We start from the raw sequence: 15,101 nt of genomic DNA on the forward strand, positions 1-15,101 counted from the left end.
AAATAGAGTGGGAGCGAAAGTAACTTTCAAGTTAGAATTTGCTCCCTATTCTTTTTGGAGGAAAGATAATGGAAAAACGGATAGAAAAATTACGAAAAAAAATGAAACAAGAAATGCTGGATGGTCTGGTAGTTACAGATAAAGTGAATCGTCGCTATTTAGTAGAGTTTACCGGTTCAAATGGACTCCTGTTTATAACAAATCAAGAAAGCATCCTATTGGTTGACGGTCGATACACTGAACAGGCAGAGAATCAAACGTCGAATGTTCGAATTATCACCACTGCTCCAGAGAAAACTGTCTATGAATATTTGGCTGAATGGATTAAAAAAGGGCAGAGAATTGGCTTTGAAAAAAAGTCTATCTCCTACGAAGAATCTATGGAGTTTATTCAAATGTGTACGTCAGTTGATTGTCAGTCAGTGGAAACTAGTAACTTTATTGAACAATTACGAATGGTGAAGGAAGAATCGGAAATAACCAATTTGAGAATTGCGGCTGAATTGGCAGATCGTACATTTTCTTATATTCTAACTATTTTGAAACCCGGAATGACTGAGCTAGATGTTGCAAATGAAATAGATTATTACAGCAAACGAATCGGTAGTGAAGGACCAGCTTTTGAAACAATCGTTGCTTCTGGAAAGAGGACAGCTTTACCACATGCCCATGTATCAAAGAAAATAATTAATGAGAATGAGTTAATTATGATAGATTTTGGGTGTATTTATAAAGGTTACTATTCTGATATGACGAGAACATTTTCTTTGGGAAAAGTATCAGAAAAAATAAAAAATGTCTATACGGTATTGCTTGAAGCACAAAAACTAGCAATTGGGAGTATTGCCTTAGGGAATCCATTAGCTTCTTTAGATCAGCTTGTTCGAGATGTGTTGAATAAAAATGATTTGGCTGACTATTTTACTCATGGATTAGGACATGGAGTGGGTCTATCTTGTCATGAGTATCCATCAGTTAATCAGGTAAGTAAGGAAACAATTGAAGCGCTCCTTTTGTTTACTATCGAACCAGGGGTGTATTTTCCAGAGAAGTTTGGAATTCGGATTGAAGATGATGTCTTGATTCATGAAGATGGTCAGGTTGAAGTTTTGACAAAAACCAGTAAAGAATGGATGGAAGTAGCATGGATGTAAAAGGAAAAATTATGGAACTATCAACACTTGATGGTATTTCAGGCAGAGAAGACAGCGTTGGGCTGGCATTATCTAAAATGATTTCTCAAGATAATCAAAAAGATGCGTTTAAAAACTATTATTATGGAAATCTGAAAACAACAAAGAAAAAAGTTGCTATCTATAGTCATTTGGATGAAGTTGGTTTTTTTGTGAAAAGTATTGATGAGTCTGGTTTCATTTATTTTCAAGAAATCGGTGGCTGGTGGGGACATGTTATTTTGGGACAGAAAGTCCGAATTACCGCACGTGCAAATAAACAAGTGTATAAGGGAGTTGTAGGTACACTACCAGAAGGTTCAGTGATGGATGAGCATGTGGTGCCAATTTCAAAAATGTATATTGACCTAGGTGTTATAAATAGAGAAGAAGTAGTTGAGTTGGGAATTCAGATTGGTGATATGATTACACCTGACACAAAAGCAGAAGAAACACAAAATGGTCAGTTTATCATGGGAAAAGCACTAGATAATCGAGTTGGTTGTGGCATCATGGCAGAAGTATTGAATACGATTCAGGATAAAACATATGAAAATCTAGAAGTAATCGGAGTGGCGACTGCTCAAGAAGAGGCAGGAACTAGGGGCTCTAAGATTGCTGCTAAAGTAGTAAAAGGGGATATAAATTTAATTATTGATGTGGCTAATGGAAAGGATACACCTCGTGCAAGTACCTCTAAAACGCGTATTTTAGGAAAAGGACCCGGGATTTGTTTATATGATAAAACGGCATTAGCGAATATTGAACTGGCAGATTTTTTGCAAAAAACGGCTGAAAAAAATGGAATATCATATCAATTTGATCAATTCGCAGGAGGCGGAACAGATGCCGGCTCAATTCAACTTTATGAAGGAAACCCAACGATTGTTTTAAGTATTCCAGTTCGCTATTGTCATTCGTGGCACTCATTGGTATCAATAGGTGATTGTGAAAAATTAGTAACATTGATTTGCTGTTTTCTTGAAGAATTAGATAAAGAAAAGGAGCTGGAAAATGGTCAATTTTGATAAAGTGATTTCAAGATATGGGACTTATTCAACGCAATGGGATTATATTCAAGATCGTTTTGGAGAAAAGAATCTCTTGCCTTTTTCTATTTCTGATATGGATTTTGAGCTACCTGAGGGGACAAAAGAGGTTTTGATTCAATCGGCAGAACGGGGGCTATTCGGTTATACCCGATGGAATCATGAAGATTTTAAAGAGGCAATTACAGGCTGGTTTGCCAGACAATTTCAGACAAAGCTAGAGAGAGAGTCCATTGTTTATAGCCCTAGTGTTATCTATAGCTTATCTGTTTTGATTCAATTACTAAGTCAGTCTCAAGGGAAAATTGTTACATTTACCCCTTGTTACGATGCTTTTTTTCAGACGATTAGCGAAAACGACAGGAGACTTATTGGCTTTTCGTTAAAAAAAGAACAGAATAAATTTTCCATTGATTTTGAAGAGCTTTCGCTTTTATTTGAACGAGAAAAACCTGAGATTTTCTTGTTGTGTAATCCTCATAATCCAACAGGTAGAGCATTTACTGAATTGGAGCTAGTAAAAATGATTAGTCTATGCAATCAGTACCACGTTGCGATTATTAGTGATGAAATTCATATGGATATCCGTAGAGTAGGGATAAAACATATACCTATTTTGAAGCTATCCAGTCAAATAAAAGTACCAGTTGTTTTATTATCTTCTGCATCTAAAACATTTAACTCACCTGGGCTAGGGTGCTCATATGGAATGATTCCAAATAGGGAGTTAAGAGAGGCTTATCTTGCTATCTTAAAAAGAAGAGATGGGTTGTCCTCAGCAGCTTATATGGGTCTGTTAGCACTACAAGATTGTTATAATAATCAAGAAGAATGGTTACGGAATCTAAACAAATATATTGATGGAAACTTTCAAATGGTGAAACAGAAACTTCAAGATGCGCCATACATCTCGTTTGATATACCAGAGGCCACTTATTTAGCTTGGATAGAGTTAACAGGTCTTCCAGTTAGTATGGACCAGCTGCAATCTGTGCTTGTACATGAAGAAAAAGTAGCCATCATGCGCGGCGATGCATATGGAATAGAAGGAGCGCATTATTTACGTCTAAATCTAGGTGCACCACGAGAAAAAGTTGAAGAAGGAATCAATCGGTTGCTGCGAGGAATTGAAAAGGCAACAAATGAAAGACTAGAAAAGTAGATAGAGAACAGGGTTAAAAGAAATGATACAAGTACCTCCATTTTTTTTGATTCTGGGAAAAATGGGTTATTGAATACTTAAAAAATGTCAAAAAATGTAGAGAATAGATGAATCATCTTAACCAGCAATTCTTTAAGTGTAATAGAATAATTTGAAGAGATTATCAGCTTCATTCCCACCCTTTTCGTCACCTTGCCCATATTTATTTTTTGATGGGCTTGATACAATAAAGAGAATAAATGAAACTGAGGTGACTGGAATGAGTGAACAAGTGAAAGCTCTTACGAATGAAGGGCTACCATATGATGATATGGATGAACAGGTGGAGGCTGCGAGAAGTCATGCAATTAAAGAGTGTCGAAGATATAATTTTTTAGTGAATTCAGAAAATAGATATGATTTGTCAATTTTGAAAAATCTATTTCATTCAATGGGAGAAAATGTATATATTGAATCTAATTTTCAATGTGAATTTGGGTTTAATATCTCTTTAGGAAAGAACATTTATTTTAATCACGATATGATTATTTTAGATTGTAATGAAGTGACTGTAGGCGATGATGTGTATGTGGGACCAAGAGTTGGTCTGTACGGTGCCAATCATGCAGAGGATCCGATAGAGCGGTCAGAACACGTAGTTTATGCAAAGCCTATTCATATTCAAGATAAGGTTTGGTTAGGTGCAGGAGTTCATGTTCTCCAAGGAGTAACAATTGGGGAAAATACAATTATCGGTGCAGGAAGTGTTGTGACAAACGATATTCCAGCCGACGTGATTGCTGCTGGAAATCCATGTAAAGTGATACGGCCGATTAGAAAAAAAGATCGTGAAGGATTGAAAAGATAGGTTTTAAAAGAAAAAATTTCTCTACTTATTTCGTTGCTAAATGTTATTATTTGACGAAAGAAAAATAATTGATTGGTAGAGTGGTCAAAAAAATAACTGTAAATTTAGTTTTTTCTATTGCATAGTAAAAAATAGTCGGCTATAATGTAATCGTATTCAAAAGGTTTCAATAACTTTATAAGATAAGTGTAACTATTAAATTAGGCATAATCAGATTCAAGAACACCTCTACAGGTGCGCTTGATTTTGATTGTGCTTTTTTTGTTGCAGAAAAGGAGGTGACGCTGTTTGAGAATTGTACAATCATTAAATCAAAACGCATTGTTAGTTTCTGATGAAGGACAAGAATTTATTATTATCGGCAAGGGAATAGGCTATGGCAAGAAGAAAGGAGATCTTGTTGAAAATGAAGAGGTAAGCAAGTATTACAAAATAAAAAATAGTGAAAATGAACAACGTGTGCAGGCAATTCTGGAAGAATTAGACGAAGAAGTTGTTTTGATGGCAGAAAGAATTGCAAAGCATGCACAAGAAGCACTTCAAAAAGAATTAAATGAAAGCTTTATTTTTTCTTTAGCTGCACATATTAAGTTCACAGAAGAAAAGTATCGGCAAGATATTGAGATACCCGAGCCATTTCACTATGAGCTTCGCTATCTCTATCCCAAAGAGTATAAGGTTGCTGAATGGGCAGTAGATTTTTTAAACAGTGAGTATAATATGAACCTTCCCAAGGTTGAGATTTCTTTTTTCATTTTACATTTTGTGAATGGGTTGCTTGAAAATGAACAGGTAAGTAATGCGGTTGAGTTAAGTGAAATGTTAAATGATCTTGTTGAAATTGTGGAGCACTCATTAGGTTGTTCGTTAGATCGCAATAGTCTTGAATTTTCCAGATTTATTATTCATATTCGTTATTTTATTCTTCGGACGAACAATAAGGAGAAGAAAATTAGAAAAAATAGTGAGAATATGGATAAGCTTTATGGAATGACGACAGCAATTTATCCGAAAGAATATGCAGTTGTTCATGAGATGAAGCAATTGTTAAAGCAGATGTATGGTATTGAGTTTGGTGCAGCAGAAGATTTTTATTTGCTACTACATCTTGTACGACTATCAAATTAATAAAGGAAGAATGAAAATGAATGAAATGAGAGAAATGTTTCAGTTAGAGTTAGTGAATTTAGATGTAGCAGTTAAAGACAAAAACGAATTTTTTCATGTAGTTGCAAAGAAGCTGTTAAAAAAAGGATATATTGAAGAAACGTTTGAATTGGCGATTATCAAACGAGAAATGAGCTATCCGACAGGACTGGGGCTAAAGGATATTGCAATCGCAATCCCCCATACAGATGTTGCACACATAAAAAAGGCGTTTGTCAGTGTTAATCGCTTATCTGCACCAATCGAATTTGTTCAGATGGGAACAGATGACGTTTTTTTACAGGTAACAGATATTTTTGTGCTGGGGATTAGAGAACCCAAAAAGCAAGTTGGATTATTGGCAACATTGATGGAGCTATTTTCTGATGAATCTTTTGTACATCGCTATAGTCAGGCATCGACAGAAAAAGAAATAAACCGCTTATTTTTAAGCTATTTATAAACAATTAGGAGGAAGTTATTATGAAAAAAATTATTGTTGCATGTGGATCAGGAGTGGCTACTTCACAAACCGTTGCTTCAAAGTTAGCGAAGCTGTTGAAAGAAAAAAATGTTCCTTGTGAAGTTGAAGCGGTGGATATTAAATCTTTGAAGCATCACGTAAAAGGGGCAGATGGCTATGTATCAATTGTGAAAACAAAAGAGGATTATGGTATTCCAGTATTCAATGGGATTGCCTTTTTGACAGGTATGGGTCAAGAACAAGAGTTAGAAAAAATAATCAAATTAATTGAGGGGTGACTAGCATGGAAACACTACAGACGGTTGTAAATTATATATTAAATGATTTAGGGGCGGCGGTTTTCGTCCCAGCACTTATGTTAATTATTGCGTTGTGTATGAAAATGAAGTTTTCGGAAGCATTTATTTCTGCATTAACGCTAGGGATTGCATTTACAGGAATGTCATTACTTATCAATTACATGATGGGTTCCATGGGTGATGCAGCTGCTAGTATGGCAAAACAAACGGGAATCAATTTGCCGGCAGTTGATGGTGGTTGGCCGGGCATGGCATCTATTTCGTGGGCATGGCCTTATGCGTTTTTACTGTTTCCTTTGACTATTGGAATTAATATTCTGATGCTGATTTTTAATCAGACAAAAACGCTGAATGTGGACATGTGGAATGTCTGGAACAAAATCTTTACTGCGGTGATGGTTTCTTACATTTCTGGGAATGTTTTATGGGGATTTGTTGCGGCCAGCATCCAGATTATTTTAGAGCTGAAAGCGGGAGATATTTTTGGTCCAGAAGTAGAACAATTGACAGGGATTCCAGGTGTGACTGTTCCTCATTTTATCACACTGATTGCTGTTATTTTACATCCTATAGATGAACTGTTGAAGAAAATTCCCTTCTTCAATAAACCAATGGATGCAGATTCTTTAAAAGAAAAAATTGGTATTTTTGGAGAAAATTCTGTCATGGGGGCGATTATTGGATTTCTATTGGGATTAGCTGGAGCCTATGGAATTGCAGGATCATTACAATTAGCCGTCCAAGCGGCAACGGCGATGACTCTCTTCCCAATGATTTCTAAACTTTTCTCTCAGGCATTGTCGCCAATTTCAGAAGCAATTTCTGAATTTATGAGAAAACGATTCTCAGGTAAAGAAGTTTATATTGGTTTAGACTGGCCGATTTTAGCTGGTCGAAATGAATTATGGGTTGCAGTAATCATTACAATTCCAGTTTTACTTGTGATGGCAATCATTCTTCCAGGAAATAAAGTTCTTCCGTTTGCAGGAATCATCAACTTATCCTTTGTTGTAGGTGCGTTGCTATTAACCAACGCAAACTTAGGACGTATGATTTTCCATGGGGTTGTATCTGCACCCATCTTTTTGTATGGGGCAACGTATTTTGCTCCTTATATTACAAGACTGGCTAATGAAACAGGAGCAGCAGAAGTATCCTCAGGAAAAATGATTTCATGGAGTACATTTGAAGGACCTGATTTTAGATATCTACTATCTACTGCATTTTCAGGAAATATCCTAAGTATTGTTTTGTTTGTTGGATGGCTAGGATTGTTCTATTGGCTTGTGAAAAGTAGAAATAAATATAATGAAACACTGAAAGCAGCTGAATAAAATGAAAAAGAAACTCTTTTGGATTCTTTGTATTTTAGCAGATTTAGTATTACTGGTAATTGGTTTTATAAAAAGTAATTTTTTGATAAGCATGCTTGCTCTGGGCTTGATTTTATTCATTAAACAAAAGAGCTACCCATTGCTGTTTCAAACGTTTGATGAAGAGTGGGATAAGAAAAGAGCTGCATTCAAAGCAAAAAGGAGAGAAAACTATGAATAATAATTTTTTGAATAGCAAGGCAGTAAATGAAGTAGCAGATTTAACCTATACCATGTGGCGTATGGGATGGGATGAAAAAAATGGAGGAAATATTAGCTATATTCTTTCTGATGAAGAGGCTTCACAGATTGAAGCATCAGCTAGTCGATTTGTAGAGCTAGAAAATATTCCAGAAAACATGATAGGAAAGTATATCTTAATTACTGCTTCAGGTAGTAATTTCCGACTTGTAAAAGAGGATATCATTCATACTTTGGGTGTAATCAAGGTGGAAAAAGCAGGCTACTCTATTTGTTGGGGATTTGAAGAGGAGAATCGGCCTACCAGTGAGATTTACATGCATCTTTTGTCTCATAGTGCACGGTTGAAGGTAGATTCAACACATCGGGTCGTTGTTCATAACCATGCAACAGAAATTTCTGAAATGACTTTTGTTCATCCGTTAACGGATAAGGCATTCACACGTACTTTGTGGGGAATCATTACAGAATGTATCATTGTTTTTCCAGATGGGATAGGCGTGTTGCCGTGGATGGTCTGTGGAAACGAAGAGATTGGTCAAGCGACAGCAGAGAAATTAGCAGACTGTCGAATTGTAGTGTGGGCACACCACGGAATTCTTGCCACAGGAAATAGCTTAAACGATGCATTCGGTTTGATTGAAACAGTCAACAAGGCAGCAAAAATTTATATGAACACGTTTGATAAGAGAATCACTGATGGAATAACAACAGAGCAATTAAAAGAAGTGTCAGCATTCTTTAGTATTCAGCCTAGGGAAGAATTTTTATAAGGAGAAAAATAATCAGAATTAATGCACTATCTGTCATGGATGAGGGAATAAACAGTTTTATGAACGAAGTCGAGATAGAACTTTTTGAGTTGTGTCTTGGCTTCTTTTTTAGTTAAAGAATCCTTGCTTGAGTATAGACTATAGGGGAGTTTTATCAAAAAGTAAGTTTGGAGAATAGCTATCTATTTATAATTCTGTAATAGATAGAAAATTTTTGCTCAAGATGAGGGGCAGAGTAAAAATTTATATGTAAACGTTGACAAAGTGAAATGAAGGTGCTATTCTGAGCTTACAAAAGTTAAACGTTTTACCTATCGTAAAGGAGTGGTTGTGTGGAAAAAGTCACAATCAAGGATATCGCAAGAGAAGCAGGCGTAAGTATTGCGACTGTCTCTAATGTGATTAACAATAAAGCAAATCGAGTATCAGAAAGAAAGAAACGGGAAATTCGGGAGTTAATGGAAAAATACCACTATGCGCCCAATTTGAATGCTCGTTCATTAGTTGCTCAGGAGTCGAAAATGATTGGAATTCTTTATTATTCAATTAAGGAGGAAATTGATTTTGGTGATCCTTTTATTGCAGATTTAATGACTGGATTGGAATTTGAAGCAAAACAACAGGGTACATTTATTCTGTTTCATGGATTTAATGAGCTGAAAGATATAGATTTACTACAGCGAAACTGGAATTTTGATGGGTTCATTATTATTGGTGCTTTTGAAAATATTATTACTGAACTAGTTAAGAAGATTAAAAAACCAATGATTTTTATCGATAGTTACTATAATCTGCCAATTGAACGCGAACAGATTTTATTTGTGAATAATGATGATCGTAAGTTATCTTATGAAGCAACAAAATTTTTACTGAATCACGGACATCGAAAGATTGCTTTTTTCAGTCCGAAGTTTTCACTAAATGATGATGGAGTGGTTCCACAACGTTATCTAGGCTATATTGATGCTTTAAATGAGTTTGGCGTAAAGCTAGATGAAAAGCTTCTTTTTTCAGAGGAAAAATTAGCGTTATTTGTCGAGGAAGAGAAGAAATATACAGCATCAGTCATTAATTCAGATTATTTAGCCGCGCAGTATCTCTACAAACTTAGAGAAAGAAAACAAGCCTTTAAATCACTAGTTAGTTTCGATAATAACTTGTTTTCTCAACTATTGGATCCCTCACTTTCAACTGTTGACTTGAGACAGAAAGAAAAAGGGAGGTTAGCAGTAAATCTGATTAACGAAATGTTGCAGAAACAAACTTCTGAAAGAGAGAGAAATATTATGGTTGAAGGAGAATTTATTAATAGGGATTCAGTACTAGAGAGGATAGAAAAAAATGACGAAAGTATCAAGTAGACAACCCATTATAGGAGAACAGTACCGTTTTACTGTACTGACTCCTTATCTAGTTCGAATGGAGTATTCTAAAACTGGGCTGTTCATTGATGAGCAGACACAGATGATCGTTAATCGAAAATTCCCAGAATTTGAATTTGAACTAGAAGAATCCTCAGAATTGTTAGAAATCTATACAGAGGCATTTCATTTGGTTTATGATAAAAAAGAGTTTTCAAATCAAGGATTACAGATTAATATGAAATCAAATTTTACCGATTTTAACAATCGCTGGTTCTATGGTGAATCTATCAATACCTTAAAAGGAACAACGAGAACTTTAGATGCTATTGATGGAAGGACAGATCTTGAAGAAGGAATTATTTCAAGACAAGGCTATGCAACATTAGATGACTCAAAATCATTTATTATCTCTTCAAATGGGGAACAAAAAGCACGGTTAGAGGAGTCCATTGATCTTTACTTTTTTGGTTATCAGCATAAATACAAGCAAGCTTTACAAGACTATTTTCGTCTAACTGGTCCAACGCCAATCCTTCCTCGTTATGCATTAGGAAATTGGTGGAGTCGTTTTTGGGCATATACAGAACAAGAATATTTGAATTTGATGGATCGCTTCAAATCAGAGGAAATCCCACTAGCTGTGAGTGTTATTGATATGGATTGGCATGTGAGAGATGTTCCAAGTCGATTTGGTAGTGGTTGGACAGGATATTCTTGGAATAAGAAATTATTTCCCAATCCAGAGAAATTTTTAAAAGCTTTACATGATCGAGGATTAAAAGTTACTTTAAATGTTCATCCAGCAGATGGTATTCGGGCATTTGAAGATTGTTACGAGAAAGTTGCTGAACGATTAAAGTTAAACGTTTTACTTGAAGAGCCCGCTCAATTTGATATAACAAACAAAAATTTTATAGAGAGTTATTTTAAAGATGTCCATCATCCTTTAGAAGAGCAAGGTGTTGACTTTTGGTGGATTGACTGGCAACAGGGAACTAAAAGTAAAGAAGAGGGTTTAGATCCTCTTTGGCTACTTAATCAGTTACATTTTGAAGATATTCAAAAGAATAAAGATGGGTTAATTCTTTCTAGATATGCAGGTCCTGGAAGTCATCGTTACCCTGTAGGATTTTCAGGAGATACTATTATTAGCTGGGAATCATTGCAATTTCAACCATATTTTACTGCGACTGCTTCAAATATTGGCTATTCATGGTGGAGTCATGATATTGGGGGACATATGGGTGGTCAGAGGGATGATGAACTAACCTTGAGATGGCTCCAATTCGGGGTGTACAGCCCAATTAATCGTTTGCATAGCTCATCAAGTCCATTTAATGGAAAAGAACCTTGGAATTTTTCTCCAATGATTCGAGAAGCGATGAAGGAAGCCTTACAAGAAAGACATCGCTTATTGCCCTACCTTTACACAGCAAATGTTGAACTAAGCGAGCAGGGACAGCCACTACTACAACCGTTGTACTATGAATATCCAGAAGACAACCAGGCTTATACTTATCAAAATCAGTATTTATTCGGACAGGAGTTATTGGTTGTTCCAATTGTTCATAAGTCAGACGCAATTTATAATTTTTCACAGGAAGAGATTTGGTTGCCTAAAGGAAAATGGTATGACTTCCACACAGGGAATCGTTATGAAGGAGAAATAGAGATTCGGATTTTCCGAAAGCTAAATGAAATGGCTATTTTTGCAAGAGAAGGAGCTATTATTCCAACTGATCCTAATATGTTGGTGACGGAGGCAAGTCAACTACCAGAAATTATTGAGTGGCGAGTATTTCCTGGTGAATCAAATCAATACGAACTAATTGAGGAAATAGATGGTAAACGTTGTGTGACGACCTTCAAACTGGAATGGAACAATAAACGGATTACTATTGATTTATCTGGGGATTGCTCTATTTTACCAAGAAATCGGAAACATTTTTTGGTCTTATATGGTGTTGAACAGTCTAATGGAAAATCTCTTTCAAAAAATATTTTTAAAGAAGAAATCAAAGGAACTCTTGTATTACCAGTCAAAGAAATTGAAAAGCAATCAATGACTGAAATGATTTTTGAGAGAATCAATTTACCAAATATTTCTTATAATCTGAAAAATGAATTGTGGGAAACATTAGGAAGTCTTTCAGATTTCAAGAAGAAGCTCTTATTTGTGAAGAGGTTCAAGGATGACTTACTAACGGATTTATTGTCTGAAGCATTCTATATAGAAGAAAGTTGAGGTGGGAGGAAGCATGATTGGTTCTAAGAAAAACAATATACTTTGGATTTGTTTGTTTTTACTACCAAGTTTAATTGGATTCCTAGTGTTTATTATCTATCCAGTATTCTATTCATTGGGGGTCAGTTTTACTGATTGGGATCTTATTAACCCCATGAAATTTATAGGACTCAGGAATTATCAGACACTTCTTGCAGATCCTAAGTTTTGGAATTCATTAAAAAATACTTTTCTGTTTATTCTTGGTTACTTGCCTTCCGTTATGATTTTAGGTTTGGCAGTTGCACTGCTTCTAAACGGTAAACTACGCTTAAAACCATTTTTTCGAGGAGTTTATTTTCTACCAGTAGTGACTTCTTGGGTAGCTGTCTCATTAGTTTGGAAATGGCTGTTTAATCCAAAATTTGGCTTGATTAATTATTTTCTTTCATTAGTAGGAGTACATGGACCGAACTGGCTAAATGATCCTAAGGTTGCAATGTTGGCGATTATTATCACGAGTGTTTGGAAGGATATCGGATTTATTATGGTACTTTATCTGGGAGGACTACAAAATATTTCTCCTTCACTTTATGAAGCAGCCAATATTGATGGGGCAGACAAATGGCATCAATTTTGGAGAATTACCTTACCAATGCTAAAGCCAACAACTTTCTTTGTTTCGATGATCTCACTGATTAATTCCTTCCAGGTATTTGATCAAGTAAACATTATGACAGAGGGGGGACCAGGCGATGCGACGACAGTATTAGTTCAAAATATCTATAACTCTGCGTTCAAGTATTCAGAAATGGGTTATGCAGCTGCCATGTCTTGGATATTATTCCTCATTATTTTGGTAGTTTCATTAGTGCAAATGTGGGGAGAAAGGAAGCTGACAAAATGAAAAAAATAAGTCTGTTGACTGTGTTAAAGTATCTTATTGTGTTGCTAGGCTGTGCCATCATGGTTCTGCCATTTCTATGGATGGTCTCCACTTCATTAAAAGCACGAGGTGCAACTATGGTATTTCCACCAGAGTTTCTCCCGAAAACGCCTATGATAGAAAACTATCAACAAGTGATTGAACGGTTTCCGATGTTAATCTTTATGAAAAATTCAATTATAGTTTCATTAGTGACAACAGTTGGAACAATTATCGTAGCTTCAATGGCAGCATACGCTTTTGCACGGATGCGTTTTAAAGGAAGAAATATTTTATTTCTTCTCTATTTAAGTACCATGATGATTCCTTCGCAGGTCATCATGATTCCACAGTTTATTTTACTAAAAAATCTTGGCTGGATTGATTCCTACCAAGGTTTGATCCTACCCAATATTTTCGGTGTTTTTGGGGTATTTCTAATGAGACAGGCATTTTTAACTATTCCTACGGAGTTAGAGGAAGCAGCTTTTATGGATGGCGCAAATCATTGGACAGTCTTTACTAAGGTGGATTTACCACTTGTAAAACCAACGATTGCTACTTTGTTTGTCTTTACTTTTATGCAGTCTTGGAACAATTATTTATGGCCACTAATCGTCACTAGCAGTCGAGAAATGGCAACTTTACCTCTAGGGCTTTCGCTATTACAGGGGCGTTGGAGTACAAACTGGAACCTAGTGATGGCTGGAGTCGTGATTAGTGTGATTCCAATTTTAGCGGTTTATCTTTTTGCACAGAAATATTTCATTCAAGGGATGACCATGAGTGGGATGAAAGAATAAAAAATGGAGGAAATAAAAATGAAGAATAAGTATCTATTGATGGGTATGGCAACGATGACAGCACTTGTACTAGGTGCTTGTGGTGGTGGGAAATCTGTTTCTGATGAAGCCAAGACAGAGATTAAGTATTACAGTTTTTCTGCAACACCAGATTATGAAGAGCAATTAAATGAGATGGTTGACAAATTTGAGGAAGCCAATAAAGATATTAAGGTTGACGTAGAGCTCGTTCCTTACAGCGATTATTTCACAAAATTACAAACTTTAATGGCCGGTGACCAGGCTCCAGATGTTTTTGAATTAAATTATGAGAATTTTGTCTCCTATGCAGATAAGGGAGCATTGCTTGATTTAGATAAGTACATTCAAGCGGATAAAGATTTTGATTCAAATACACTGAATAAAGAAGCCTTTGAAGCGTATCAGTATGATGGAAAACAATATGGTATGGTAGAGAGTTTCTCTAACGTAGTTACCTTCTACAACAAAGATTTATTTGATCAGGCTAAAGTGGGCTATCCAACAAAGGACTGGACTTGGTCTGATGAAGTGGCAGCTGCAAAAAAATTAACAAATACAAAAGATAGTATTTACGGGACTTACGCTCCAGTAACGATGAATGAGTTTTATAAAGTAGCTGCACAAAATGGTGGCAAGCTAAAAGATGATGCTGAAAATTGGACAATTAATGATCCAAAAAATGTTGAAGCATTAGAGTATATGGTAAGTAACGTAACTAAAGAAAAAATTTCTCCTTCTCCAGAAGAAATGTCTGGTCAAAACTCAGAAGATCTTTTCTTAAATGGACAGCTAGCAATGGTGCATACCGGGATTTGGATGTTTGGACAATTCAAAGAGGCTGATTTTGACTGGGATGTTCAAATAGAAGCTGGGAATACGCAAAAAGCTACCCACTTTTTCGCTAATGGCTTGGCAGTTTCTAAAGATACTAAGCATGCTGAGGCAGCCTATAAATTTACACAATTTATGAGTGCTAGTGAAGAAGCAGCAAAAATTCGTGTAGATAGTGGTTGGGAATTACCAGCAGTCACTGATGAAGCATTATTGAAACCTTATTTAGAGCAAACTCCACCAGAAAATAGGAAGGTAGTTTTTGATTCACTTGATTACTTAATCTTGCCTCCTGTAGATGCTAGTTGGAGTAAAATTAGTGACAGTGCAGACAAAGAATTTCAAAAAGTTCTTTTAGGATCAGAAACAGCGAAAGACGCTTTAGACAATCTACAAGAAGAATTTGGAAAATAAGAAGAAATAGACC

15 protein-coding genes are annotated in these 15,101 nt (G+C 35.8%); all 15 read left to right on the top strand.

Translation table 11 applies throughout. From position 1 onward, the window contains the following. The first annotated feature begins 68 nt into the window (after nt 1-68). The 15 genes from I589_RS12525 (at nt 69) to I589_RS12595 (ending at nt 15,088) form a co-directional block, all read left to right on the top strand. Nucleotides 69-1,154, top strand: a complete 1,086-nt coding sequence (locus I589_RS12525) for a M24 family metallopeptidase (RefSeq protein ID WP_010768137.1) — start codon at nt 69-71, stop codon at nt 1,152-1,154. After that, a complete protein-coding gene (locus tag I589_RS12530) occupies nt 1,145-2,200 on the top strand; it encodes a M42 family metallopeptidase (RefSeq protein ID WP_010768138.1) in 1,056 nt (351 codons plus the stop codon). Before I589_RS12525 ends, I589_RS12530 begins: the two co-directional genes overlap by 10 nt. After that, the gene (locus I589_RS12535) at nt 2,187-3,383 is read left to right on the top strand and encodes a MalY/PatB family protein (protein WP_010768139.1); all 1,197 of its coding nucleotides are present in this window, start codon (nt 2,187-2,189) and stop codon (nt 3,381-3,383) included. Before I589_RS12530 ends, I589_RS12535 begins: the two co-directional genes overlap by 14 nt. 259 nt (nt 3,384-3,642) lie before the next feature. Next, nucleotides 3,643-4,230 carry a sugar O-acetyltransferase gene (locus I589_RS12540; RefSeq protein ID WP_010768140.1) on the top strand — a complete coding sequence of 196 codons (588 nt, stop codon included), beginning with the start codon at nt 3,643-3,645 and terminating at the stop codon, nt 4,228-4,230. 288 nt (nt 4,231-4,518) lie between these two features. Continuing rightward, nucleotides 4,519-5,358, top strand: a complete 840-nt coding sequence (locus I589_RS12545) for a PRD domain-containing protein (RefSeq protein WP_010768141.1) — start codon at nt 4,519-4,521, stop codon at nt 5,356-5,358. A 16-nt stretch (nt 5,359-5,374) separates the two neighbouring features. Beyond that, on the top strand, nt 5,375-5,839 hold the full coding sequence (locus tag I589_RS12550; protein ID WP_010768142.1) for a PTS sugar transporter subunit IIA: 465 nt from the start codon (nt 5,375-5,377) through the stop codon (nt 5,837-5,839). 20 nt (nt 5,840-5,859) lie between these two features. Next, entirely contained in the window at nt 5,860-6,138 is a 279-nt protein-coding gene (locus I589_RS12555; protein WP_010768143.1) for a PTS sugar transporter subunit IIB, read from the top strand. 5 nt (nt 6,139-6,143) lie between these two features. Further along, the gene (locus tag I589_RS12560; protein ID WP_010768144.1) at nt 6,144-7,493 is read left to right on the top strand and encodes a PTS galactitol transporter subunit IIC; all 1,350 of its coding nucleotides are present in this window, start codon (nt 6,144-6,146) and stop codon (nt 7,491-7,493) included. A 1-nt stretch (nt 7,494) separates the two neighbouring features. Further along, the gene (locus I589_RS12565) at nt 7,495-7,713 is read left to right on the top strand and encodes a hypothetical protein (RefSeq protein ID WP_010768145.1); all 219 of its coding nucleotides are present in this window, start codon (nt 7,495-7,497) and stop codon (nt 7,711-7,713) included. Then, on the top strand, nt 7,706-8,506 hold the full coding sequence (rhaD, locus tag I589_RS12570) for a rhamnulose-1-phosphate aldolase (protein ID WP_010768146.1): 801 nt from the start codon (nt 7,706-7,708) through the stop codon (nt 8,504-8,506). Before I589_RS12565 ends, rhaD begins: the two co-directional genes overlap by 8 nt. A 332-nt stretch (nt 8,507-8,838) precedes the next feature. Beyond that, a complete protein-coding gene (locus I589_RS12575; protein WP_010768147.1) occupies nt 8,839-9,867 on the top strand; it encodes a LacI family DNA-binding transcriptional regulator in 1,029 nt (342 codons plus the stop codon). Beyond that, complete coding sequence (locus tag I589_RS12580; RefSeq protein WP_010768148.1) at nt 9,848-12,115, top strand: glycoside hydrolase family 31 protein; 2,268 nt, start codon at nt 9,848-9,850, stop codon at nt 12,113-12,115. Before I589_RS12575 ends, I589_RS12580 begins: the two co-directional genes overlap by 20 nt. Before the next feature lie 13 nt (nt 12,116-12,128). Continuing rightward, the gene (locus tag I589_RS12585) at nt 12,129-13,001 is read left to right on the top strand and encodes a carbohydrate ABC transporter permease (protein ID WP_010768149.1); all 873 of its coding nucleotides are present in this window, start codon (nt 12,129-12,131) and stop codon (nt 12,999-13,001) included. Then, complete coding sequence (locus I589_RS12590) at nt 12,998-13,822, top strand: carbohydrate ABC transporter permease (protein ID WP_010768150.1); 825 nt, start codon at nt 12,998-13,000, stop codon at nt 13,820-13,822. Before I589_RS12585 ends, I589_RS12590 begins: the two co-directional genes overlap by 4 nt. Nucleotides 13,823-13,840: 18 nt before the next feature. Continuing rightward, on the top strand, nt 13,841-15,088 hold the full coding sequence (locus I589_RS12595) for an ABC transporter substrate-binding protein (RefSeq protein WP_010768151.1): 1,248 nt from the start codon (nt 13,841-13,843) through the stop codon (nt 15,086-15,088). The last annotated feature ends 13 nt before the right edge of the window (nt 15,089-15,101 follow it).

It is taken from the genome of Enterococcus phoeniculicola ATCC BAA-412 (genome assembly GCF_000407505.1).
In the GTDB taxonomy this organism is placed as follows: Bacteria; Bacillota; Bacilli; order Lactobacillales; family Enterococcaceae; genus Enterococcus_K; species Enterococcus_K phoeniculicola.

Bases quoted from the DNA above. Each gene is read 5' to 3' on its own strand.
- I589_RS12550 (WP_010768142.1), top strand. From the start codon at position 5,375: ATGAATGAAATGAGAGAAATGTTTCAGTTAGAGTTAGTGAATTTAGAT.
- rhaD (WP_010768146.1), top strand. From the start codon at position 7,706: ATGAATAATAATTTTTTGAATAGCAAGGCAGTAAATGAAGTAGCAGAT.
- I589_RS12530 (WP_010768138.1), top strand. From the start codon at position 1,145: ATGGATGTAAAAGGAAAAATTATGGAACTATCAACACTTGATGGTATT.
- I589_RS12580 (WP_010768148.1), top strand. From the start codon at position 9,848: ATGACGAAAGTATCAAGTAGACAACCCATTATAGGAGAACAGTACCGT.
- I589_RS12565 (WP_010768145.1), top strand. From the start codon at position 7,495: ATGAAAAAGAAACTCTTTTGGATTCTTTGTATTTTAGCAGATTTAGTA.
- I589_RS12555 (WP_010768143.1), top strand. From the start codon at position 5,860: ATGAAAAAAATTATTGTTGCATGTGGATCAGGAGTGGCTACTTCACAA.
- I589_RS12535 (WP_010768139.1), top strand. From the start codon at position 2,187: ATGGTCAATTTTGATAAAGTGATTTCAAGATATGGGACTTATTCAACG.
- I589_RS12585 (WP_010768149.1), top strand. From the start codon at position 12,129: ATGATTGGTTCTAAGAAAAACAATATACTTTGGATTTGTTTGTTTTTA.
- I589_RS12595 (WP_010768151.1), top strand. From the start codon at position 13,841: ATGAAGAATAAGTATCTATTGATGGGTATGGCAACGATGACAGCACTT.
- I589_RS12590 (WP_010768150.1), top strand. From the start codon at position 12,998: ATGAAAAAAATAAGTCTGTTGACTGTGTTAAAGTATCTTATTGTGTTG.
- I589_RS12560 (WP_010768144.1), top strand. From the start codon at position 6,144: ATGGAAACACTACAGACGGTTGTAAATTATATATTAAATGATTTAGGG.
- I589_RS12525 (WP_010768137.1), top strand. From the start codon at position 69: ATGGAAAAACGGATAGAAAAATTACGAAAAAAAATGAAACAAGAAATG.
- I589_RS12540 (WP_010768140.1), top strand. From the start codon at position 3,643: ATGAGTGAACAAGTGAAAGCTCTTACGAATGAAGGGCTACCATATGAT.